The organism is Burkholderia puraquae, from assembly GCF_002099195.1.
GTDB classification, from domain to species: domain Bacteria; phylum Pseudomonadota; class Gammaproteobacteria; order Burkholderiales; family Burkholderiaceae; genus Burkholderia; species Burkholderia puraquae.
In genome coordinates, this window is sequence record NZ_NBYX01000024.1 from 33688 (window position 1) to 56189 (window position 22502).

Sequence of the window (22502 nt, forward strand, 5' to 3'; positions counted from 1 at the left end):
TCGCGCCGTCGGTCACACCGTCAGTTGCATCGTCAGCCGCGCCGCGCGAGCCACACGCCGACGAGCGCGGACAGGCCGGTCACCACGGCGCCGGGCGCGAACCGGAACATCCGCGCGCTCACGTCCACGCCCTGCTGCTGCATCACCTCGACGATCCCCGGCGCCAGCAGGAGCGTCACCCAGCCGATCATCCCGAGCGCGGTGGTCGCGGTCGCGATGAGCAGCGCGATGCCCGCGCCGCGCGCACGCGGCCGGAACGCGCCGGCGAATGCGCCCGCGGCCAGGAGCACGGCCGACAACCCGAACAGCACGGCGGCGAATACGAGCATCACCCCCGTGTGGCCGAGCTTCATGAACGCCATCATCTGCGCGGTGATCACGCACATGCCCGCGATCGTGAACAGCACGATCGCGAGCGCGTTGCGCACGACACTCATGCGCTCGCCTGGAAATACGCGGTCGCGGGGCGCCGGAACAGCAGGTAGACGAACAGCGCGAACAGCAGGACACCAGGAATCAGCACCGCGAACATCGACGCCGGCATGTTGATGAACGAGAACGCGAAGCCGAACACGGCCGTCGCGATGTAGGCCTTGCGCGACCATTCGCGGCCCTTGAGGATCGCGATGCCGATCACGACGTTCACGACTTCGAGGATCACGCTGATGCCGAGCGTCGCCCAGGCAGGCAGCAGGTAGTGCGACAGCAGCGCCTGGGTGGTCGGCATGCCGATCGTGAAGGGCGTATAGATGCACGTGATCGCGTTGGTCACGATGATGATCCACGCGAGAATGGTCAGCGAAATCGGTCTTTTCATTGTGTTTTCCTTTTTATTCGCCGCCATGGTGGCCCCCGGGACGGCGCGCTCGCGGTCACGATGGCCGCGGTCGCGCCATTGTCGGGGAAGCCCGCGGCGAACGCAACGGCCGCCCCGCGCCGGCCCGCCCCGCTCGCCTCGCCGCCTGCGGTGCGCGCGGCGCTAGCCGGCGTCCGCTTCGTCGTCGACCCAGTCGATATCGCCGCACAGCACGCGCTGCGCATCGCCGACGCGCACGGCCACCGACAGCGTCACGCACGGCTGCGCCTCGTTGATCGACAGGTACGGCCGCGTGACCTGCACGCGCCCCGGCTCGGCGATCGCCGAGCGGAAATACGGCCGGCGCAGCCAGTTCGCGCCCTGCGCGTCCGCCAGCGGCGAGAAGCGCGCTTCGGCGAGCGCGCGGTCGGCGCGCAGCACGACGTTGCGGCCCGACTGGCGGCCGTGCGCGTCGAGCAGGAAGCAGCGCGCGGCCGCATCGAGCGCGAGGAAGTTCCAGCACACCTCGTCGAGCGGCTCCCCGGCCGCGAGACGCTCGGCCGCGCGTTCGAACGCGCGCAGGTACGGCGCGAGCCGCTGCGCATCGCGCCGCTCGCGCACTTCGGTCTGCTGCCGAAAACGCTCGGTCAGCTCGCCGATGCAGCCCGTCGCGGCCGCGCTGTCGGGCAGCCCCGGCGCCGGCCGGCCGAAGTAGTAGCCCTGCACGAAGTCGGCCTCGCACGACAGCGCGATCTGCGCCTCGTGCTCGGTCTCGATGCCCTCGACGAGCACGAGCTTGCCGGCCTCGTGCAGCAGCGTCACGAGCCCGTGCAGGATCGCGGTGAGCCCCGTGCGGTGCGCCGCGTGCGACAGCATGATCCGGTCGAGCTTCACGATGTCCGGGTTCAGTTGCCAGATCCGCTCGAGGTTCGAGTGGCCCGCGCCGAAATCGTCGAGCGCGATCAGGAAGCCGTGCGTGCGGAATTCGCGCACGGCTTCGGCAAGCCGCTCGACGTCTTCCGCGCGCTGTTCGAGCACTTCGAGCACGATGCGGCGCGGCGGCATGCCGAGCCGCTTCAGGTTCGCGAGCAGCGCGGCCGCCTGGAACGGGTCGGTGAGCACGCCCGGATGGACGTTGAGGAACAGCCACTCGCGCTCGGCGCCGAGCAGCGCGAAGTTCTCGAGATGCAGCGCCTGCGCGAGCCGGTCGAGCTGCAGCAGTTCGCCCTGGCGCGCGGCTTCGCCGAACACGTCGAGCGGCGACACGGCGCGGTCGAGCGCATCGTGCGCGCGCAGCAGCGCCTCGTAGCCCACCGCACGCTGGTGCGACAGGCTGAAAATCGGCTGGAACACGGTCGTGAGCGTCAGGTCGCGGTGCTGCGTCGCCAGACGTTCGAGGCCGGAACTCACCTCCCGCTCGAACCGGTACGGCGACGCGGCGGCCGGACGCTCCTGTTGCACGATCGTCATGCCTTCCTCCTGGTAGTGCCTTCGAACGCGGCGCCCGACGAAGCGAACGGCGCGTGCAATGTCATGGTTGGACCCTCGGTAGCCCGGTCGGCGCCGGGCGGCTGCCCCACATCAAGCAAGCTCCGTGCAAGGCGCCGGAAACCCACACGCCGCGCGGGTGCGCCGTGCTGGCGCACCACCGCAGCGCACGTCAGGCGCACCATTCTCGTGCGCACGCACCGGCCGCTCGAACGCATCCGTTACGCTGTCACGCTACACTCCGTACGATCGTTTCATTCCGCGTATTCGCCGTATCGATGGAAATCGTCTTCACCGTCCTGATCCTGCTGCTGACCGTCGCGCTGTCCGGCGCCGTCACGCGCATCCTGCCGTTCCAACTGCCGCTGCCCCTGATGCAGATCGCCTTCGGCGCGATGCTCGCGTGGCCTAAGCTGAACCTGCACGTCACGTTCGATCCCGAAATCTTCATGCTGCTGTTCATTCCGCCGCTGCTGTTCGCGGACGGCTGGCGGATTCCGAAGCGCGAGCTGTACCTGCAGCGCCGCGCGATCCTGATGCTGGCATTCGGGCTCGTGTTCATGACGGTACTCGCAGTGGGCTACTTCGCGCACTGGCTGATACCCGAGTTGCCGCTGCCGATCGCGTTCGCGCTCGCCGCCGTGCTGTCGCCGACCGACGCGGTCGCGCTGTCGGGCATCGCCGGCAAGGGCAGGATCCCGCCGCAGCTGATGCACATCCTCGAAGGCGAGGCGCTGATGAACGACGCGTCGGGCCTCGTCGCGCTGAAATTCGCGATCGCGGCCGCGCTGACCGGCATGTTCTCGCTGCGCGACGCATCGGTCACGTTCGTGATCGTCGCCGCCGGCGGGCTCGCGACGGGGGCGATCGTGTCGTGGGCGTTCAGCGCGCTGTCGACGCGCTTCCTGAACGCCGAGCAGGAAGGCGATCCGGCCCCCGGCATCGTGATGACGCTGCTCGTGCCGTTCGCGGCCTACCTGTTCGCCGAGCACCTCGACCTGTCGGGCGTGCTGGCGGCCGTGTCGGCCGGGATGATGATGAACTACACGAGTTTCTCGCGCAAAAGCACCGTCGCGTCGCGCGTGCGCGCCGAAAGCACGTGGGCGATGATCGAGTTCGTGTTCAACGGCATGGTGTTCATCATGCTCGGGCTGCAGCTGCCGCACATCATCGGCCGCACGCTCGTCGACGCGCACCATACGAGCGACGCGCTCGTCGGCCGGATGATCTTCAACGTCTGCGCGATGATGCTCGCGCTGTACGCGATCCGCTTCCTCTGGGTCTGGCTGCTGCGCTGGATCGCGAGCCGCCGCGCCGCACGCCAGGGCCTCGCGGGCACGATGGCCGGCATACGCACGATCGCGGTGATGACGGTCGGCGGCGTGCGCGGCGCGGTCACGCTCGCCGGCGTGCTGTCGATTCCGGTCGCGCTGTCCGACGGCGTGCCGCTGCCGGGCCGCGACACGGCGATCTTCGTTGCATCGGCTGTGATCCTCGGCTCGCTCGTCGTCGCGGTGATCGGCCTGCCGCTGCTGCTGCGCGGCGTGCGTTCGTCGCGCAGCCCGCTCGGCGACGAGGAACGCGCCGCGCGCGCGGCCGCCGCACAGGCCGCGATCCGTGCGATCGATTCGTCGCACGACGCGATCTCGGCCGATCTCGACGAATCGGGCGCTGCGCGCTGCGCGGACATCTCCGCGCGCGTGATGGACCAGTACCGCCGCCGCCTCGCGACGCTCGCCGAGGACAGCCCCACGCCGCGCGCGGAAGCAAAGCAGACCGAAACGATGGAGCTGCAGATGCGGATCGCGGCCGTGCGCGCGGAACGCTCCGCGCTGTACCGGATGCGCAGCGACAGCAAGATTTCCGACGAGACGCTGACGAAGCTGCTCCGCGAGATCGACCTGTCGGAAACCGCGCTGTCGACGCGCAAGAAAGGCATTCTCTGAAAGATCGGCCGCTGCCTGTACGCAACAGCGGCAGCCCAATAAAAAACGGCGACGCGCAGGCGTCGCCGTTTTCACATCCGCCCGCGTGCGCGTTACTTCGCGACGACGACCGGAATCCCCTTCAGCATCCCCGCGCCCTTCATCTCGTCGAGCGCATGCTGCACGGCCGCGCTCGTCGCCGCTTCGATGCCGAGCTGCAGCGCGAGCTCGCGCTCCGCGCGCTTCACGCCGGCCAGGTTGCGCACCTTCACGTGACCGAAGCCGCGCACGCGTGCGTGCAGGTCGGCCAGTTGCGTGACCTGCGCCGCATTGCCGGCCATCATCGCGGCGAACGCTCGCCCAAGCGTCGTCTCGTAATCGTCGGCGAGCGCGCGCTCCATCTTCCGCTCGACGGTCCGGCCGAACGGATCGAGCCACGTGCCGCGCAGGCTGCGCACACGCGCCAGCATGCCGAACACCGGCCACATCCACTGGCCGAACACGCGCTTTTTCGGCGCACTGCCGTCGCTGCCGGCCTTCGCGACCGTCGGCGGCGCCAGGTTGAACTTCACGCGATAGGCCTGCCCCGGCACGCCTTCGAACTGCGCTTCGAGCGCCGTGCGGAATGCGTCGTCCGTGTACAGCCGCGCGACCTCGTATTCGTCCTTCACCGCGAGCAGCCGGTAGAACGTCGTCGCGACCGCGCGCGTCAGCGCATCGTCGCCCTTCGCACGCGCCGCGCCCACGAGCGCGCGGTAGCGCTCGACATAGCGTGCGCCGCCGTACGCATCGAGACGCGCTTCGCGATCGGCGATCAGCTCGGCGAGCGTCTCCGGTGCGGCATGCGCGGCCACCGTATGACGCGCGTTCCACAACGCATCGAGGCCCGCCGCGTCGCCGGCGGCCATCCGGCCGATCGAGAACGCGAGCTTGTTCATCGGCACCGCGACGTTGTTCAGCTCGATCGCGCGCATCATCGCGGCGAGCGACACCGGCACGAGGCCGAGCTGCCACGCGTAGCCGAGCATCAGGATGTTCGCGCCGATCGAGTCGCCGAGGAACTTCGCGGCGAGCGCCTGCGCGTCGCAGCTCGACAGGTAGCCGTCGCCGGCCGCGTGGCGCATCTTCTCGAGCAGCGCGTCCGCATGCAGGGTCGCGTCGGGGTTCTGCACGAACGACGCGTTCGGGATCCGGTGCGTGTTGACGACGATCCGCGAACGCTCGTGACGCACCGTCTGCAGCGCCTCGGCGCTCGCGCCGACGACCATGTCGCAGGCGAGCAGCACATCCGCCTGCTGCGTGTCGATGCGCACCTGGTTCAGCCACCGGTCGCTGGATGCGATCCGCACGAACGACAGCACCGAGCCGCCCTTCTGCGCGAAGCCCATGAAGTCGAGCACCGACGCGCTCTTGCCTTCGAGGTGCGCGGCCATGCTGATCAGCGCGCCGACCGTCACCACGCCCGTGCCGCCGACGCCCGTCACGAGCATGTCGAACGGCGCCGCGTCGAGATGCGTGGCCGGCACCGGCAGCGCATCGACGCGCGCGGCGAGCGCGGCTTCGTCGAATGCGGCACCGGCGGCCTTCTTCAGCGCCGCGCCTTCGACCGTCACGAAGCTCGGGCAAAAGCCGTTCACGCACGAATAGTCCTTGTTGCACGACGACTGGTCGATGCGGCGCTTGCGGCCGAGCGGCGTCTCCAGCGGCTCGACCGACAGGCAGTTCGACTGCACGCCGCAATCGCCACAGCCTTCGCACACCGCGTCGTTGATGAACAAGCGCTTGTCCGGGTCGGGGAATTCGCCTTTCTTGCGGCGGCGGCGCTTCTCGGCCGCGCAGGTCTGGTCGTAGATCAGCACGGTGACGCCCGGCGTCTCGCGCAGCTCGCGCTGCACGGCGTCGAGTTCGCTGCGGTGATGGAACGTCGTGCCCGGCGGGAACTGGCCGTGATGGCCGTCGTACTTCTCCGGCTCGTCGGACACGACGACGAAGCGCGACACGCCCTCCGCCTCGACCTGCCGTGCGATCTGCGGCACCGAGATGCTGCCGTCGACCGGCTGGCCGCCCGTCATCGCGACCGCGTCGTTGTAGAGGACCTTGTACGTGATGTTCGCTTTCGCGGCCACTGCCTGGCGGATCGCGAGGATGCCCGAGTGGAAGTAGGTGCCGTCGCCGAGGTTCTGGAACACGTGCTTCGTGTTGGTGAACATCGCATGCGCCGCCCAGTCGACGCCCTCGCCGCCCATCTGGATCAGCCCGGTCGTGTCGCGTTCCATCCATGACGCCATGAAGTGGCAGCCGATGCCGGCCTGCGCGATCGAGCCTTCCGGCACCTTCGTCGACGTGTTGTGCGGGCAGCCCGAGCAGAAATACGGCGTGCGCTTCACCGCGTCCGCCTCGTTCGACAGGATCTGCGGCGCGACGAGATCGACGACGCGTTCGCGGCGGTCGAGCGCCGGCTTGTGGCGCGCGAGCCAGTCGGCGAACACCGGCAGGATGCGCGACGGGCGCAGCTCGCCGAGCTCGGACAGCAGGCAGGCGCCGGCGGCGTCGTGCTTGCCGAGCACGCGCGGGCGCGCGCCTTCCGCGCGGTTGTACAGGTAGTCCTTGATCTGCTGCTCGATGACGGGGCCCTTCTCCTCGATCACGAGCACTTCGGCGAGCCCGTCGACGAAGGTTTCGAGGCGCGTCATTTCGAGCGGATACGACAGGCCGACCTTGTAGATCCGCACGCCGGCCGCGTCGAGGTCGGCCACCGTCAGGTCGAGGCGGCGCAGCGCTTCCATCAGGTCGAGGTGCGCCTTGCCGCAGGTCACGATGCCGACGTTCGCCTGCGCGCTCGGCGCGATCCACTTGTCGATGCTGTTGGTGCGCGCGAAATGGCGCACCGCGTCGAGCTTCGCGGCGAGGCGCGCCTCGATCGTGAGGCTCGGCAGGTCCGGCCAGCGGTTGTGCAGGCCACCCGCCGGCGGCGTAAAGCCTTCCGGCGCCGGCCACTGCGTCTGCAATGCGTCGAGGTCGACGGTCGAACCCGATTCGACCGTTTCCGAGATCGCCTTGAAACCGACCCATGCGCCCGAGTAGCGCGACAGCGCCCAGCCGTACAGGCCGAACTCAAGCATGTCGGCGATGTTCGACGGGTTCACGACCGGCATGTGCCACGCGATCATCGCGAAGTCGCTCTGGTGCGGCATCGACGACGACACGCAGCCGTGGTCGTCGCCCGCGACGACGAGCACGCCGCCATGCGGCGACGAACCGTACGCGTTGCCGTGCTTCAGCGCGTCGCCGGCGCGATCGACGCCCGGGCCCTTGCCGTACCACATCGCGTACACGCCCTCGACCGTGCGCTCGGGATCGGCCTCGACGCGCTGCGTGCCGAGCACGGCCGTACCGCCGAGTTCCTCGTTGATCGCAGGCAGGAAGCGCACACCGCCGGCGTCGAGCAGTTTCTTCGCCTTCCAGAGCTGCTGGTCGACCATGCCGAGCGGCGAACCGCGATAGCCGCTGACGAAGCCGGCCGTGTTGAGCCCCTGTTCGGTGTCGACCGTGCGCTGCATCAGCAGCAGGCGAACCAGCGCCTGCGTGCCGGTCAGGAAGATCCGGCCGCGCGTCGCGGTCAGGTTGTCGGTCAGGCGGTAGTCGGACAGGGCGGGCGGGCCGTCGACGGGCAGGCGGGCGGTCATGGGGGAAGTCTCCTGATTGTGCTGTGCTGTTCTGGGCTGCGTGGCAAGGCGTCGGGCGACGCGTGGGGGCCTCCAGCGAATGGCTCTATTTTTTCGCGCGCAGCCGAGAATGTTTTTTCTCATCTTGCTCGGACGGGGCCACAGCGAGAAAAACTGCGCAGCTTTTTGCAGGGATTTGAGAGAGTTCTCGCGCACGACCGCCGGGCGGGATGGGCGACGTATCGGGGCGGGTGGGCCATTTGCCGGGAAAGCCCGCGACTGTCCGACGGCGGCCCGGGAATGCGGCGGCCGGCGCTCGCGCCCCGTGCGACAAGGGTTTCAGCGGCTGGCGGCGGTCACCCTCACCATTGAAATGCACAGCGTTCCGATTGGTCGGCGGCGCAGGATGTCCACAATGCCGCGCCCCTCGGCTGACCGGGCTCGCGCGCTCACCGTTCGATTGCACAGCGTTTCGAGTGGCGTGGAGGCCGGGATGTCCACCGGCATGCGGTTCGCTCGAGTGCCGGCACTCACCGTTGAAATTCACAGCACGGCGAGTGGGTTTCCACCGCGGATATCCACATCGCCGACGGCGTATTGCGTCGATCCGGGGCTCGCCTTCACCGTTCGAATACACAGGGTCGCGAGTGCGTTCGTCGGCCAGACAGGCGCGCCGGGACACGCATGCCGCGCATTCGCCGGCTCGCACTCACCGTTGAAATACGCTGGGTCGCGAGTGGGTGTGCCGGCCGGACAGGCACGCCGGAATACACACGCGGCATAATCGCGGGCTCGCACTCACCGTGGGAATACACAGGGCTTCGAGTGGCTGCAACGGCGGTTATCCACGCCCGATGCGCCATTGCCGACCGGCCAAGGGGGAACGCTCACCGTTGAAAACCACAGCCCTTCGAGTGATTCGAGGCGCAGGATATCCACATGGACGAGCGTGCGCCGATGCGCTGACCGATGCGCGCCGCGGAAGGTGTCGCCGGCCGGCAATCCATGCTGGAAGCGGCTCACCGGCCGATCTGGCACCGACACTCACCGTCGAAATGCACAGTGCCGCGAGTCGTTTCGGCAGCCGGATATCCACACGGGAGTCCGCGTTGTCCTCGTTCGCATGCTCGCGTGCAAGCCGGACATACGCGACGCCTCAGACGGCGCCAGTGGCCGCATGATCGCATCGTCGCTCGCTGACCACCGATCGCATGTTCACGCTCACCTGTGCATTGCGCAGCGCTTCGAGTCGCTTGCGAACACGGCGGTGCGCAGCGAAATCTGCGCGTTGCCGGCCGTGCGCCCGCGCTCACCGTTAAAATGCACGGCCCTTCGGGTGGCAGCCGGAATCGGATATCCGCCTCGCGGTACACGCGCGGTTCCGCCACGCATGCGCGCGTTCGGCTAGAATGCGCGGCGCCCCGAACCACGGCAAAGATCGGGAAACCGCGCCACGACAGGGCCGCCGCCCGATCGGGCGCCGACCCTCACCGTTGAATTCCACAGCATTTCGCCTCGTTTCGCGGGCGAGTTGTCCACAACCCGCTTCATGCCTTCCGCATCATCCGGTGACCCTCACCTGTGAAATGCACAGGGCGCCGAGTCGTTTCGGTGTGAGGATATCCACAACCGATCGCGCGGCGCGACCCTCGTCGGAACCTCGGCAGGTGCGGCCCGCACATCCGCAGGCGGCTATCGGGCTTTCCCCGGAAAGCCCCGTCCAGACGGCCTCGGCGGCACCCTCACCATTCAAATGCACAGCATTTCGAGTTGCCTCGGCGGTGGGTTATCCACATCCGTCCAGCCTGGCTGCATCGAACGGGCACGCGCCCTCGCATCGCGTCACTCGGCAATCGACCGGATGACCTTTGCCGGATTGCCGCCGACCAGCACATTCGGCGGAACATCCCGCGTGACGACGGCCCCGGCCGCGACCACCGAGTTCTCGCCCACCGTCACACCGCCGATGATCGTCGCACCGGCGCCGATCCAGACGTTCCGCTCGATCACGATCGGCTTCGCGACGACGAAGTCGCGCCGCCTCGATGGTTCGACGGGATGGCCCGACGTGATGAGGCTGACGTTCGGCCCGATCATTACGTCGTCGCCGATCTCGAGCCCGCCGAGATCGTAGAACGTGCAGTTCTGGTTGACGAACACGTTGCGCCCGAGCTTCATGCCGGTGCCGCCCGTCGCATGGAACGGCGGAATCAGTACGAAGCCGTCATCCACCGGCACACCGATCAGTTCTCCGAACAATGTGCGAACCTCGGCGGCATCGTCGAATGTCAGGCGGTTGATCCGCGCGGCGATCGCCATCGCCCGCCTGACCTCGGCCACCATCGCCGCCGATTCCGGCGTCCTTCTCGGAATGAGCGTGGTGCGATCGTCGTTTGCCATGCGTGAGTTGTCTCCCATGATTTCCCTGGTTCGCGATGCATCGGCGATCGCGGCGAATGCCGGTGTTGCGGTGCGCGCTGGCGCTGCGGGCTCCGCGATGCGATGCGATGCGATGCGATGCGATGCGAGTGATGCTGCCCAACGCAGAGATTATTGCCGTTATTTATAACTAGTTCTTTAATAACTAGTTACTCAATGACTTCACTGTGGCATCAGGCTTTGCCCGGTTTTCTGCCCGATTCACGCTCGACACGCAACGCATCCGGCCATCCCCCCTTCGCCGGGCGCCCCTGTCCGAACCTTCGGCGCTCGGGTACGCTTGAGCATCCACCGGACCGACAGCTGCACCCAAATGCGGAGGCACGATGAAGCTCTACTACTGGCCGAAGACCCGGGCATTCCGGGCATTGTGGATGCTCGAGGAACTCGGCGTGGTGTACGAACTCGTACCGATCGACCTGCGCTCGCACGAACAGGGCAGCGACGCGTTCGTGCAGGTCAACCCGATGGCCAAGCTGCCCGCGCTCGACGACGGCAGCGTGCCGTTCGCCGAATCGGGCGCCGTGCTGCTCTATCTTGCCGACCGCTGCCCGGGCGCCGGGCTCGGCGTCGCGCCCGACGATCCGCTGCGCGGCCGTTTCCTCCAATGGATGTTCTTCACGCCGACCTGCCTCGAACCGGCGATGGCCGAAAAATTCACCGGCGCGTCGGGCAATCCGGTCGCGTTCGGCTGGGGCAACATCACCCGCGTGCAGCGCGCACTCGCGCAAGCGCTCGCCCATCATCCGTGGCTCGTCGGCGACCGCTTCACCGCGGCCGACCTGCTGCTCGCCAGCACGCTGAAAATCGCCTTCGACGCGCATCTGCTGCCGCACGAAGGCGTGCTCGGCGACTACGTCGCGCGCGCCGAGGGCCGCGACGCATTCCGCCGCGCGGTCGCGATCGAACAGCGCGAAGCGGCGCGCCTGCTGCATGCGTGACGTGTAGACGTATAGACGTATAGACGTGTAGCGCGTGTGCGGCACCGCCAGCCGCCCGCGAGCGCACCTACGCGGCCGGGCCCGATGCCGCGGCGCCGGCATTGACCACCGCGCCCGGCGAGCCGCGCTCGTCGGTATCGGTGTCGACCGGCACCACCTCATGAAAATGCGTGTAGTCGATGTGCGTGATGCCGTCTTCGTCGTGCATCAGGTCGACATAGCGGTGACGCCAGCGGATCTCGCCATGCTCCCACGAGTGACGCGCCTGCATGACCTGCGCGGTCGTCTCGTCCGAGCCCTCGATCGTGATCAGCAACGATGCGTCGCGCGCGGCAAGTGATTCGGGCGTTTCGCCGAACAGCGCACTCGATTCGTCGATCACGTGCATCAGGTTCCAGCCGAGCAGGAAGATCGGATGCTCGCTGCGCACGAGTGGCAGGTCGTGGATCTTGCGCAGCGTGTAGCCCTCGTGCGTGCCTTCGACGCGCATCAGCCGCAATTTCGCCTGCGCCTCGGCAATCACGTTCTGGCGCGCATTCGCGGCGCGCACCATCAGCGTCATCCTGCCGTTCAGCGGCCGGACGACCGCGTAGCGCGCGAACAGGATCTTCGCCTGCGGACGGGAAAACCGCGCGAACACGAGCCCCGTGGCCATCGCGATGCCCGACATCCCGACGAAGATCTCGAACGTCGCGACCAGGTGCGCATAGACGGTCTGCGGATGCATGTCGCCGTAGCCGACGGTCGCGAGCGTCTCGACGCTGAAGAAGAACGCGCCGCCGAACCCGGGCGGCGACTGGTTCGCGATCGGCGCGTGGCCAAGCAGGTAGAGCATTGCAAAGCCGCCGTTGAGCAGCAGGAACAGCACCGCGAGCGACAGGAAGAATACGGGCCAGCTCACCGTCAGCGCGCGATGGTAGAGGTCGCGCCAGCCGAGCGGCGGCATCCCGTACGCGACGACCGGGCGCGTGCCCGACCAGATCTTGCGGCCACGGCCGCGGGAGGCTGGGGAGGACGAATCGACGTTCATCGCGCAGTGCCGGAAGCAGGAAGGCGATGAGCGTAGCACGTGCGGCGGCGGCCGGGTATGCGTGCCGGTTCCGAACGGAAATCCGCCGCGCCGCCGGCCGCGCGGCGCAAAAAAAAACCGGCCGCGGAAGCGGCCGGCTGCGTCGTCAGCGCGCGGTGCGTGCTGCGCTCACTTCCGGTCGACGATCACCTGGTCGAACGTGCCGCCGTCCGCGAAGTGCGTCTTCTGCGCGTTCGCCCAGCTGCCGAAGACCTGCTCGACGCTGAATGTCTTCAGCGGCTTGAACTCGGCCGCATGCTTCTTCAGCACGTTCGCGTCGCGCGGGCGGAGATGGTGCTTCGCGATGATCTCCTGCGCTTCCGGCGTGTACAGGTAGTCGAGATACGCCTGCGCGACCTTGCGCGTGCCCTTCTTGTCGACGACCTTGTCGACGACGGCGACGGGCGGCTCCGCGAGGATGCTCGCCGACGGATACACGGCGTCGAACTGCGCGCCCGATGCACCGGTGTCCATCAGCGCGACTTCGTTCTCGAACGTGACGAGCACGTCGCCGATGCCGCGCTGCGTGAACGTCGTCGTCGCGCCCCGGCCGCCGGAGTCGAGCACCGGCACGTTGCGGAAGATCGACTTCTCGAAGTCGATCGCCTGCTGGTCGGTCGCGCCCTTCTGCTTCTGGAAGCCCCACGCGGCAAGATACGCGTAGCGGCCGTTGCCCGACGTCTTCGGGTTCGCGATGATCACCTGGACGCCCGGCTTGGCGAGATCGCTCCAGTCCTTGATCGCCTTGGGATTGCCCTTGCGCACGAGGAACACCATCGTCGTGGAATACGGCGAGCTGTTGTCCGGGAAGCGTGCGCGCCAGTCCTTCGGCAGCAGCTGGCCGCGCTCGGCGAGCAGGTCGATGTCGTTCGGCTGGTTCATCGTCACGACGTCGGCCTGCAGCCCCTGCAGCACCGACAGCGCCTGCGCACTCGACGCGCCGTGCGACTGCTTGATCGCGACCGTCTCGCCGGTCTTCTGCTTGTAGGCGGCGGCAAAGCCCGTGTTGATGTCCTTGTACAGCTCGCGCGTCACGTCGTACGACACGTTCAGGATCGACGTATCCGCATACGCGGCCGTCGCCGCCACGACCAGCGCCGCCGCCGCGCCCGTGTGCAGCCAGCGGCCGATCCCCTTCATGCTTGCCATCGTGATATGCCCCGTTTCCAGTGGTGGTGAATGTGCGTGACGGCACGCGTACGCGCTGTCATCGAAACGTAAGCGGGCATTCTAGCGGCCAGGCTCGGCATGCCTTCCAATCAGTCGTGGAAAGCAAATCTCGAATCCTGCTAAACGGCGGCGGGCGCTCGCGCGTGCCGCCGATCCGGTGTTAAGATCGCCGCTCAGCCCAATCACGGTTCCTCCATGTCCGCTGCCCTGCGCTCGCTTCCGATCCTCGCCGCCATCGCGGCAGGTGCGCGCGCGGCCGGGCTGAAACTGAAAAAACGACTCCTCGACTGACGGGGACGTCGCGTCCCGTCAGGCGAATGCCGGACGGGATGCCCGCAGGTCGTTTCTTTCTCCTTGCTCGCACGCCTCGCTCCGGCACTCCGCCGGCGGAACGGTTCCTTCCCACTCCGTTTCCACCATGAGGCTTTGCATGAACACACGTTTCGAAGGTATCTGGCTGCCGATCATCACGCCGTTTCACCACGGCGAAGTCGACCATGCGGCGCTCGCGCGGCTCGCGCGTCACTACGCAGGCGCTGGCATCGCGGGCTTCGTCGCGGGCGCGACGACCGGTGAAGGCGTGCTGCTCGACGCGCGCGAACAGGACGCGGTGTTCGCGACGCTGCGCGACGCGGCACCCGAACTGCCGATCGTCGTCGGGCTGACCGCAAGCGCGACGCACTTCGCGGCCGCTCGCGCACGCGAACTTGCCGCGTTGCGGCCCGACGGGCTGCTCGTCACACCGCCCGTCTACGTGCGGCCGACGCAGGACGGCATCCGCCGCCACGTGGAGGCAATCGTCGATGCGGCCGACCTGCCGGTGCTCGTCTACAACATCCCGTACCGCACCGGCGTGAACGTCGAACTGGAGACGCTGCAGGCGCTCGCGCGCGACCCGCGCGTCGCGGGCATCAAGGAATGCGGCGGTACGCTCGACCGGATGAGCCGGCTCGTGCACGACACGCCGCTCGCGATCCTGTCCGGCGACGACAACCAGAACTTCGCGGCGATGTGCGCCGGTGCGCACGGCGCGATCGCAAGCAGCGCGCACGTGCTGCCCGAATGGCATGTGCGCATCCATGCGCTGCTGCGCGACGGCCGGCTCGCCGATGCGCGGCGCCTGTCGGTCGCGCTGCAGCCGCTCGTCGCGGCGCTGTTCGCGGAACCGAACCCGGCGCCGGTGAAGGCCGTGTTGGCCGCGCAAGGGTGGTGCGAGGACGGGTTGAGGCTGCCGTTCGTGCCGGCGAGTGAAGGGTTGAGGGAGCGGTTGGCGGCCATTTGCGCGGAACTCGACGAAATCGAGCCGGACGTCGCGGTGGCATAAACCGCGACGCCACATGAGACGCAGGCGACCGATGAATTTCGCGCCGACAGATTGCTTCAAACTGTCGGAACGAGAGACAGGTCGTACCGTGCAAGATGCGCATCGGCCGTCACAAGCTGAAGCGGCTCGAGCCGGGCCTGCGCGACCAGTAAGCGATCGAATGGATCACGATGGTGGTGCGGCAAATCACGGACCGCGGCCCCATGCACGGCCCGAACCGGCAGCTCGCGTCCCGCTTGCGCCGATCGCACGGATCAGCTTGCCGACGTCGATATCGGGCTTCCCCAAGCCGGCCTTGATGGCGGCCTCCCGGATACTCGCGCTGCTGACGAAACGTTCGTCGGCGGCCGAGATCAGTCTGCGCGCCGGCGCGCTCAGCTTGGGGTCATTGGTCACGATCCACAAAAAGATGTGCGTATCGAGCAACAGCCGCATCAGCGCCCTTCAAAAGCATCCAGCAGATGATCGGGCAACGGGGCATCGAAGTCGTCCGCGATCCACGCCTGCCCTTGCAGGACACCGAACCGAACGGGCGGATTGGCAGGCACGAGTCGATCGGCCGAAGCCCTGTCACCGCGGATCGTGGCATCTGCCCTTTGAACCGGATCGTCCGCACTGGCACCGGGCGTGTTTGCGTTTTGCATGATGACCTCCGTTTCAAGTGATCATCACTGTAGTCAGGTTCACCCGATCGATCCATTCGACCGATCGGCAGAGGGACTGCCGAACCGCAACCCATGGCGGCAATCGCGCATTTCGTCACGCCGCCAGCACCATCCCTGCCCCCTCCGTCGCGTCCCGCACCGCCTGCTTCACGATCCGCGCGAGCCGATCGACGGTCGGCGTCGCCGATGACGTGCGCCGCAGCAGGATCAGCGGCAGGCTCGGCAGTGCCGGCAGCCCGCACGAAGCCGCATCGAGCACACGCACTGCCGCTGGCAGCCCGTACTGCGCGCGCACCGTCAGCCCGAGGCCGGCCGCCGCCGCCGCCCATAGCCCGGCGAGACTCGGCGTCGTGAACGCGACCCGCCACGGCACGCCCGCGCGGTCGAGCGCATCGGTCGCTGCGCCGAAGAACCGGCACGGCCGGTCGAACACGACGAGGGGCAGCGGCTCGCCCGGCCCGGCCATTGCACCGATGCCCGTTTCGCCACGCGGCGCCTGCGCCGCATCGACATCCGTGCCGCCCCCGCCCGGCGTGCCGAAACCGCCCGCGCCCAAACCCGCTGCCCCGACCCACTGCATCGGCACCTGCGCGATCGCTTCACTGTCGATGCCCGGCCGCGCCACCAGCGCCGCCGATGCCGGATCGCCCCACACCAGCGCGAGATCGAGCTGGTTCGCGTCGAGCCGGTCGAGCAAATCGGCATTGCGCGCCACGCGGGCCTCGATCCGCACCTTCGGATGCGCGCGCGCGAACCGCCCGAGCACGTCGGGCAAAATCGCCTCGCCGAAATCCTCCTGCAGCCCGACGCGCACCCAGCCGTCGAGATTCATGCCGCGCACCGCCGCGGCCGCCTCGTCGTTCAGCGCGATCATCCGTCGCGCATAGCGCAGCATCGCGTCGCCGGCGTCGGTCAGCGCAAGCCCCCGCCCGGCTTTCACGAACAACGGCGTGCCGGCCTGCTCCTCGAGCTTGCGGATCTGCGCGCTCACCGCCGACGACGAGCGCGCGACGCGGTCCGCCGCCTTCGCAAAACTGCCGAGATCCACGCCCGCGACGAGGCTGCGCAGCGCCGCCACGTCGAAGTTGGGCCGGGCCAGCGCGGCATCGGCCAGCGCGAACGACTCGGCGCCGTCCCGCGGAATGTCTTGTCCGGACATACCAACCATCCTGTTTTGCCGAATGATTCATCAAGAACTTTCCGATTTTCAGGATGAATGTAGGCCGCCAGACTATCGATGTCAATTTCCAACCGGACCTGCCGTCATGGATTCCTCGTACGTCGCTTCCCCGTCCTCGCCCGCCCGCGATGCGCGCGGCCCGGCCCATCGCTGGCGCGTACTGGCTGCCGGCGTCGCCGCAAACATGAGCTTTTCGGCCGCGGCGGCGGGCATTCCGACCACGGCCGTGTGGATGCGCACGGCCTATCACCTCGACAACGGCGCACTCGGCCTCGTGCTCGGCGCGCTCGGCTTCGGCGTCGCGCTGTCCGAGCTGCCGTGGGGGATGGCCGCCGACCGCTTCGGCGACCGCCGCGTGCTGCTCGCCGGGCTCGTCGCGACGGCCGCGATGTTCGCGCTGATGGTGTGCGCGATCGTCCCGACCGCGCACGGCGTGCCGCCGCTGATGCGCGTCGTCGCCGCGATGTGCTGCGTCGGCCTGCTTGGCGGCAGCGTGAACGGGTCGAGCGGGCGCGCGGTGATGCGCTGGTTCGGCGAGCACGAACGCGGGCTCGCGATGAGCATCCGCCAGACAGCCGTGCCGCTCGGCGGCGGGATCGGCGCGGCGCTGCTGCCGTCGCTCGCGTCGCACCTGGGCTTTGCCGCGGTATTCGGCGCGCTGATGCTGCTGTGCGCGGGATCGGCCGCGCTGACCTGGCGCTGGCTGCACGAGCCGCCCGCCGCGCTGGCCTCCGTGGGCGTCGCCGCGACACGCGCGGCCGAGCAGCCGCATCGGGTTGCCCCGCGCACCCGCGGCCCGCTGACGAGCGGCTCCGTGTGGCGCATCGTGCTCGGCATCGGCCTGCTGTGCGCGCCGCAGTTCGCGGTGCTCACGTTCGCGACGGTGTTCCTGCACGACTTCGGCCGGCTCGGCCTCGCCGGCATCAGCGCGGCAATGGTCGCGCTGCAGCTCGGCGCGATGGTGATGCGTGTCTGGAGCGGCCGTCATACCGACCGGCACGGCAACCGGCGCGCGTACCTGCGCGGTTCAGTGCTCGTTGCGGCCGGGTCGTTCACGCTGCTCGCGGCCGCGACGGCCGGCAGCCCGCACGTGCCGCTCGCCGCGATCGTCGCGATTCTCGTGTTCGCGGGCATCTGCGTGTCGGCGTGGCATGGCGTCGCGTACACCGAACTAGCGACGCTCGCGGGCGCCGAACAAGCGGGCACCGCGCTCGGGATGGCAAACACGATCGTGTATCTGGGGCTGTTCGCGACGCCGCTCGCGATTCCGCCGCTGCTCGCCGCGAGTTCGTGGAGCGTCGTATGGCTCGCAGCCGCGCTGGTCGCGGGCGCGACCTACCCGCTGTTCGCCGTGCGATAGCAGCCACGGATTGCACGCGGGCGTCGCGGCGAGCGACCCGACGCCCGCGCATCCGTCAGGCCGCCTCGCGTGCCAGCGCGCGCCGCGCGGCCGGCCGCTCGGCCTCGCGCTGCGCATGGGCGGTCCACGCGGGATGCCGCGTCATGTCGAGCCCGATCGCGACGCCCCAGCGATACAGCACGAGCAGGAACGGATCGACGATCGAATGCGCGCCCGGTTCGGCCCACGTGCGGCCATCGGCAAGCGCGGCCTCGATCGTCTCGTTCGCGGCTTCGATCGTGCCTCGCCCGTGCGCGCGGACCTCACCGTGCAGCGCCGGATCGCCGATGAAGCGCCCCGGCCGCCACAGCGCGCCGTAGCCGACGCCATGCACCCAGCCGACCAGCCAGGCGAGCCATTCGTGGCACCGCGCCTCGCGCAGCGGATCGCCGAGCGGCAGCAATTGCGCATCGGGATAACGGCGCGCGAGATACGTAAGGATCGCGGGCGTTTCGGTCAGCACGCTCGGCTCGCCCGGAATCGCGAGCACGGGCACGCGTGCTTTCGCGTTGATCGCGAGATAGTGCGCGTCGAGGTTCTGCTGCTTCTGCACGGAGACGATTTCGACGTCGAACGGCGCGCCGGTTTCCTCCAAGGCGATGTGGGCGGCAAGCGAGCAGGCGCCCGGCGAAAGATAGAGACGATATGCGTTCATGGTGAGGTGACCCGACGGGGCTGTGGAAGACGGAACCGAGTGTAGGAACGCGTGCCTGCCCGTCGCAAACGATGAATTGTCGTGCTCGGGCATTAGTGTTACTAATACCCGCATGCGACGCATTCACCTTCCTCCGCTGCAGACGCTGCGTGCGTTCGAGACCGCCGTGCGGCTACAGAGCTTCACGCGCGCGGCCGACGAGCTCGCGCTCACGCAAGGCGCCGTCAGCCAGCACATCCGCGCGCTCGAGGCGCAGCTCGGCTATCCGCTCTTCATCCGTGAGCGCAACGGCGCGACGCCGACGCACGCCGCGCACGCGCTCGCGCTGCAGGTGCGCCAGGGCCTCAGCGTGCTCGAGCGCGCGTTCGAGCCGGTACTCGCCGAGCGCAGCCGTCAGCGCACCTGCGACGTCACGCTGAACGTCAGCGTGCTGCCGAGCGTCGCCGAGCGCTGGCTCGCGCCGCGCCTGCCGCGCTTCTCGGCTGCGCATCCGCACATCGCGATCGCGCTGCACCCGGACGTGGCGCTCGCGCCGCTGCGCAAGCGCGACCGCATCGACGTCGCGCTGCGCTACGGGCCCGGCACGTGGCCGGGCGTCGTCGCCGAGAAGCTGATGAACGAGACGATCTTTCCGGTTGCGAGCCCCGCGTACCGCAATCGCGACGGCATCGCACCGCGCGTGCCGGCCGATCTCGTGCGCGCGACGCTGCTGCGCCATCCCGCGCAGCCGTGGGAACCGTGGCTCCAGGCCGCGCGGCTCGACCTCACCGAATCCGCGCGCGCGCCGCGCTTCACCGATGCGCATGCGCTGATCGACGCGACGCTGAAAGGGCGCGGCGTCGCACTCGCGCGCCGCTCGCTGATCGAGCCCGAACTCGCGGACGGCACGCTCGTGCGCGTATCGACGGTGCGCGTGACCGACGTGTATGCGCATTACGTCGTGTGGCGCCCCGGCCATCCGCACGAAGCGGCGATCCGTACCTGGCTCGACTGGCTGCGCAGCGAGGTGCGGCGACGCACGCCGCGGCGCTGACGCCACGCGATCGGCTGCACGCGTTCATCGTGAACGGTCAGGCCGCCGTGGACGCCCTCGTGCATCGCATCGCGTGCCCGGGTAAAAGTGCCCGGCCCGCATCGCCTGCCGGGAAATTTTGCCTTCCCGCGCCCCCGTGCAAGTGACTGGTCAGGATATCGAAAGCCTTCCGCGATCATGCGCCGGTCGCAAACGATTCACCGAAACGTCGCATCGCACCGGCATACTCGAAAACGTTTCCCGATCAGCCTGCCAGGAGAGAAGTCATGCGTCGCGTTTCCGTCGTCGTTCTTTGTGCCGCCGCTTTCGTCGCCGCCTGCAGCGACGACGCGCCGCACGATGCACACGCGACCGACACGTCGCAGCAGGCCGGCGCATCGGCCGGCTCCGCCAGCGCATTCAACAGCGATGCCGCATCGAACGCCCCCGCGTCCGATGCCGCGCCGCTCGCGCCGCCCGTCGTGCACTACCCGCCCGATGACGACGACGACGCAAAGCCCGCGGCGAACGCGACCGCGTCGAGTGCCGCCGCGCCGTCGTCGCCAGGCTGATCCCTCCGCTCCCGTCCCCCGACCGCAGAACCGAGGTGAAATAACATGACGTCATCGAGCCGCCGCCGTTTCCTGCATACCGTCGCACAATCCGCGGGCGCCGCCGTCGCGCTCAACGCCTTCCCCGAATCGATCCGCCGCGCGCTCGCGATTCCCGCCGCGCGCGGCACCGGCACGATCCGCGATGTCGAGCACATCGTCGTGTTCATGCAGGAAAACCGCTCGTTCGATCATTACTTCGGACACCTGCGCGGCGTGCGCGGCTACAACGACCGCTTCCCGATCCCGCTGCCGAACGGCAAGCCGGTGTGGTACCAGCCGTCGAAGGCCGACCCGGGCAAGCCGGTGCTGCCGTTCCGGCTGAACACGCTGACGACGAGCGCACAGTGCGTCGGCGACCTCGACCACTCCTGGTACAAGACGCACGCGGCGATCGACGGCGGCCGCTACGACCAGTGGCCCGCGAACAAGACCGACATGACAATGGGCTATCACGTGCGCGAGGACATCCCGTTCCACTACGCGCTCGCCGATGCGTTCACCGTGTGCGACAACTACTTCTGCTCGCTGCCGGGGCCGACGCACCCGAACCGCTCGTACCTGATGACGGGCACCGTCGACCCGACCGGCAAGTTCGGCGGCCCGCTGCTCGACAACAGCGACTATGTCGACGGCGACGGGCCGCCGGCCTACCAGCTGCTGTCGTGGACGACCTTTCCCGAGCGTCTCGAAGCGCACGGCGTGTCGTGGCAGATCTACCAGCAGGGCACGACGGGCAACGACCCGTACAACGGCAACTACGGCACGAACGTGCTGCAGAACTTCGCGAACTTCATCAACGCGAAGCCCGGTTCGTCGCTGTACCAGCGCGCGCAGACAGTGCGCACGCTCGACAACCTGAAGGACGACGTGATTAACGACCGGCTGCCGCAGGTGTCGTGGCTGTGCCCGCCTGCGGCGTTCTCCGAGCATCCGAAATACACGCCCGCGTACGGCGCGAACTACACGTCGCAGATCCTCGACGCGCTCACGTCGAACCCGGACGTATGGCGCAAGACCGTGCTGTTCATCATGTACGACGAGAACGACGGCTTCTTCGACCACATCGTGCCGCCGCAGCCGCCGACGTCGGCCGCGCAGGGCGCGTCGACCGTGACGACCGACGGCGAGCTGCATACGGTCGTGAACCCCGGCCGCGGCAGCAGCTACACGGCCGACGGCCTGCCGTACGGCCTCGGGCCGCGCGTGCCGATGACGGTCGTGTCGCCGTGGACGAAGGGCGGCTTCGTGTGCTCGCAGGTGTTCGACCACACGTCGGTGATCCGCTTCATCGGCGAGCGTTTCGGTATCGACGAACCGAACATCACGCCGTGGCGCCGCACGGTGTGCGGCGACCTCACCGCCGCCTTCGACTTCCGCTCGTCCGACGCGTCGTTCCCGCCGCTGCCCGACACGAGCCAGTACCGCTCGATCGCCGACCAGCAGTGCACGTCGCAGCCCGCGCCGACGGTGCCCGCGACGCCGTCGCCGGTCGACCCGCAGGAGCCCGGCGTGCGGCCGGCGCGTGCGCTGCCGTACGAGCTGCACGTGAACGCGAGCATCGACAGCGGGACCCGGCTGCGCATCGAATTCGCGAACCGCGGCAACCAGGGCGCACACTTCCACGTGTATGCGACGAACCGCACCGACGGCCCGTGGCGCTACACGGTCGGCGCACGCCGCGTGCTGCATGCGGACTTCGACCTGACGGTGACGCACGGTGCGTACGCGTTCTCGGTGTACGGGCCGAACGGCTTCGTACGCGTGTTCTCGGGCAACGTGTCGGCCCCGGCCGCGCCTCATCGCAACCCTGCGCAGCCGGAAGTGAAGGCCGGCTATGACATCGCGAACGGGAACCTGTACCTGAAGCTGCGCAACCACGGCGGGGCTCACGTCACGCTGACGCTGACCGACAACGCGTACGGCGCGCCGTCGCGGCAAGTGACGCTGCACGGCGGTGACGAGCGTGTCGAGCAGTGGGCGCTCGCGTCGAGCCACCATTGGTATGACGTGACGGTGAGCGACGGCGCGGCCGGCACCTTCTCGCGCCGATTCGCGGGCCACGTCGAGAACGGCCGGCCGAGCTATTCGGATCCGGCTGCGGTGCGGCCCGTCTCCGCGGCGTAGGCGCGACGGCGCGGCGTGCCACGGCAGCCGCCGTGT

General features: G+C 68.6%; 17 protein-coding genes and 1 pseudogene. 7 read left to right on the plus strand and 11 right to left on the minus strand.

Annotated elements, in window-relative coordinates; all coding sequences use genetic code 11:
- Positions 1-32: 32 nt before the first annotated feature.
- The 3 genes from B7G54_RS31630 to B7G54_RS31640 all read right to left on the minus strand — a co-directional run bounded on the left by B7G54_RS31630 (position 33) and on the right by B7G54_RS31640 (position 2266).
- Complete coding sequence (locus tag B7G54_RS31630; RefSeq protein ID WP_085042718.1) at positions 33-437, minus strand: hypothetical protein; 405 nt, start codon at positions 435-437, stop codon at positions 33-35.
- Positions 434-817, minus strand: a complete 384-nt coding sequence (locus B7G54_RS31635) for a hypothetical protein (protein ID WP_085042766.1) — start codon at positions 815-817, stop codon at positions 434-436. The genes B7G54_RS31630 and B7G54_RS31635 overlap by 4 nt, the downstream gene beginning before the upstream one ends.
- A 162-nt stretch (positions 818-979) precedes the next feature.
- Complete coding sequence (locus tag B7G54_RS31640; protein WP_085042719.1) at positions 980-2266, minus strand: sensor domain-containing phosphodiesterase; 1287 nt, start codon at positions 2264-2266, stop codon at positions 980-982.
- Between the two features lie 296 nt (positions 2267-2562).
- Between B7G54_RS31640 and B7G54_RS31645 the strand changes: the two genes are divergently transcribed.
- Positions 2563-4230 carry a Na+/H+ antiporter gene (locus tag B7G54_RS31645; protein WP_085042720.1) on the plus strand — a complete coding sequence of 556 codons (1668 nt, stop codon included), beginning with the start codon at positions 2563-2565 and terminating at the stop codon, positions 4228-4230.
- Between the two features lie 92 nt (positions 4231-4322).
- On the opposite strand, the gene B7G54_RS31650 is transcribed toward B7G54_RS31645, so the two are convergent.
- Both B7G54_RS31650 and B7G54_RS31660 read right to left on the minus strand, forming a co-directional pair.
- Positions 4323-7895: an indolepyruvate ferredoxin oxidoreductase family protein gene (locus B7G54_RS31650; RefSeq protein ID WP_085042721.1), complete on the minus strand. Its 3573-nt coding sequence runs from the start codon at positions 7893-7895 to the stop codon at positions 4323-4325.
- Between the two features lie 1821 nt (positions 7896-9716).
- Positions 9717-10274: a sugar O-acetyltransferase gene (locus B7G54_RS31660; RefSeq protein WP_085042723.1), complete on the minus strand. Its 558-nt coding sequence runs from the start codon at positions 10272-10274 to the stop codon at positions 9717-9719.
- Positions 10275-10639: 365 nt separating this feature from the next.
- Between B7G54_RS31660 and B7G54_RS31665 the strand changes: the two genes are divergently transcribed.
- Positions 10640-11254, plus strand: a complete 615-nt coding sequence (locus B7G54_RS31665; RefSeq protein ID WP_085042724.1) for a glutathione S-transferase family protein — start codon at positions 10640-10642, stop codon at positions 11252-11254.
- A 67-nt stretch (positions 11255-11321) separates the two neighbouring features.
- Here the strand turns inward: B7G54_RS31665 and B7G54_RS31670 are convergent, their stop codons facing one another.
- Both B7G54_RS31670 and B7G54_RS31675 read right to left on the minus strand, forming a co-directional pair.
- Positions 11322-12284 (minus strand): ion channel, encoded by a 963-nt coding sequence (locus tag B7G54_RS31670; protein ID WP_085042725.1) that lies wholly within the window; start codon positions 12282-12284, stop codon positions 11322-11324.
- Between the two features lie 168 nt (positions 12285-12452).
- On the minus strand, positions 12453-13472 hold the full coding sequence (locus tag B7G54_RS31675; protein ID WP_085042726.1) for a sulfate ABC transporter substrate-binding protein: 1020 nt from the start codon (positions 13470-13472) through the stop codon (positions 12453-12455).
- A gap of 451 nt (positions 13473-13923) precedes the next feature.
- Here B7G54_RS31675 and dapA point away from each other — a divergent pair, with 451 nt between their 5' ends.
- On the plus strand, positions 13924-14817 hold the full coding sequence (gene dapA, locus B7G54_RS31685) for a 4-hydroxy-tetrahydrodipicolinate synthase (protein ID WP_085042727.1): 894 nt from the start codon (positions 13924-13926) through the stop codon (positions 14815-14817).
- Positions 14818-14873: 56 nt separating this feature from the next.
- Here dapA and B7G54_RS31690 read toward each other — a convergent pair.
- From B7G54_RS31690 to B7G54_RS31700, 3 genes and pseudogenes are all read right to left on the minus strand, one after another.
- A pseudogene (locus B7G54_RS31690) lies at positions 14874-15252 on the minus strand (type II toxin-antitoxin system VapC family toxin).
- A complete protein-coding gene (locus B7G54_RS31695) occupies positions 15252-15461 on the minus strand; it encodes a hypothetical protein (protein WP_085042728.1) in 210 nt (69 codons plus the stop codon). The pseudogene B7G54_RS31690 and the gene B7G54_RS31695 overlap by 1 nt, the downstream one beginning before the upstream one ends.
- 115 nt (positions 15462-15576) lie before the next feature.
- On the minus strand, positions 15577-16641 hold the full coding sequence (locus B7G54_RS31700) for a LysR substrate-binding domain-containing protein (protein WP_085042729.1): 1065 nt from the start codon (positions 16639-16641) through the stop codon (positions 15577-15579).
- Between the two features lie 106 nt (positions 16642-16747).
- On the opposite strand from B7G54_RS31700, the gene B7G54_RS31705 reads away from it, so the two are divergent.
- Positions 16748-18022 carry an MFS transporter gene (locus B7G54_RS31705; RefSeq protein ID WP_085042730.1) on the plus strand — a complete coding sequence of 425 codons (1275 nt, stop codon included), beginning with the start codon at positions 16748-16750 and terminating at the stop codon, positions 18020-18022.
- 55 nt (positions 18023-18077) lie between these two features.
- Here the strand turns inward: B7G54_RS31705 and B7G54_RS31710 are convergent, their stop codons facing one another.
- A complete protein-coding gene (locus B7G54_RS31710; protein ID WP_085042731.1) occupies positions 18078-18716 on the minus strand; it encodes a glutathione S-transferase family protein in 639 nt (212 codons plus the stop codon).
- Between the two features lie 112 nt (positions 18717-18828).
- Between B7G54_RS31710 and B7G54_RS31715 the strand changes: the two genes are divergently transcribed.
- From B7G54_RS31715 to B7G54_RS31725, 3 genes are all read left to right on the plus strand, one after another.
- Positions 18829-19749, plus strand: a complete 921-nt coding sequence (locus tag B7G54_RS31715) for a LysR substrate-binding domain-containing protein (protein WP_085042732.1) — start codon at positions 18829-18831, stop codon at positions 19747-19749.
- Positions 19750-20015: 266 nt separating this feature from the next.
- Positions 20016-20300: a hypothetical protein gene (locus tag B7G54_RS31720; protein WP_085042733.1), complete on the plus strand. Its 285-nt coding sequence runs from the start codon at positions 20016-20018 to the stop codon at positions 20298-20300.
- Between the two features lie 45 nt (positions 20301-20345).
- Positions 20346-22466 (plus strand): phosphocholine-specific phospholipase C, encoded by a 2121-nt coding sequence (locus B7G54_RS31725; RefSeq protein ID WP_085042734.1) that lies wholly within the window; start codon positions 20346-20348, stop codon positions 22464-22466.
- The last annotated feature ends 36 nt before the right edge of the window (positions 22467-22502 follow it).

Bases quoted from the DNA above. Each gene is read 5' to 3' on its own strand.
- B7G54_RS31630 (WP_085042718.1), bottom strand. From the start codon at position 437: ATGAGTGTCGTGCGCAACGCGCTCGCGATCGTGCTGTTCACGATCGCG.
- B7G54_RS31635 (WP_085042766.1), bottom strand. From the start codon at position 817: ATGAAAAGACCGATTTCGCTGACCATTCTCGCGTGGATCATCATCGTG.
- B7G54_RS31640 (WP_085042719.1), bottom strand. From the start codon at position 2,266: ATGACGATCGTGCAACAGGAGCGTCCGGCCGCCGCGTCGCCGTACCGG.
- B7G54_RS31645 (WP_085042720.1), top strand. From the start codon at position 2,563: ATGGAAATCGTCTTCACCGTCCTGATCCTGCTGCTGACCGTCGCGCTG.
- B7G54_RS31650 (WP_085042721.1), bottom strand. From the start codon at position 7,895: ATGACCGCCCGCCTGCCCGTCGACGGCCCGCCCGCCCTGTCCGACTAC.
- B7G54_RS31660 (WP_085042723.1), bottom strand. From the start codon at position 10,274: ATGGCAAACGACGATCGCACCACGCTCATTCCGAGAAGGACGCCGGAA.
- B7G54_RS31665 (WP_085042724.1), top strand. From the start codon at position 10,640: ATGAAGCTCTACTACTGGCCGAAGACCCGGGCATTCCGGGCATTGTGG.
- B7G54_RS31670 (WP_085042725.1), bottom strand. From the start codon at position 12,284: ATGAACGTCGATTCGTCCTCCCCAGCCTCCCGCGGCCGTGGCCGCAAG.
- B7G54_RS31675 (WP_085042726.1), bottom strand. From the start codon at position 13,472: ATGGCAAGCATGAAGGGGATCGGCCGCTGGCTGCACACGGGCGCGGCG.
- dapA (WP_085042727.1), top strand. From the start codon at position 13,924: ATGAACACACGTTTCGAAGGTATCTGGCTGCCGATCATCACGCCGTTT.
- B7G54_RS31695 (WP_085042728.1), bottom strand. From the start codon at position 15,461: ATGCAAAACGCAAACACGCCCGGTGCCAGTGCGGACGATCCGGTTCAA.
- B7G54_RS31700 (WP_085042729.1), bottom strand. From the start codon at position 16,641: ATGTCCGGACAAGACATTCCGCGGGACGGCGCCGAGTCGTTCGCGCTG.
- B7G54_RS31705 (WP_085042730.1), top strand. From the start codon at position 16,748: ATGGATTCCTCGTACGTCGCTTCCCCGTCCTCGCCCGCCCGCGATGCG.
- B7G54_RS31710 (WP_085042731.1), bottom strand. From the start codon at position 18,716: ATGAACGCATATCGTCTCTATCTTTCGCCGGGCGCCTGCTCGCTTGCC.
- B7G54_RS31715 (WP_085042732.1), top strand. From the start codon at position 18,829: ATGCGACGCATTCACCTTCCTCCGCTGCAGACGCTGCGTGCGTTCGAG.
- B7G54_RS31720 (WP_085042733.1), top strand. From the start codon at position 20,016: ATGCGTCGCGTTTCCGTCGTCGTTCTTTGTGCCGCCGCTTTCGTCGCC.
- B7G54_RS31725 (WP_085042734.1), top strand. From the start codon at position 20,346: ATGACGTCATCGAGCCGCCGCCGTTTCCTGCATACCGTCGCACAATCC.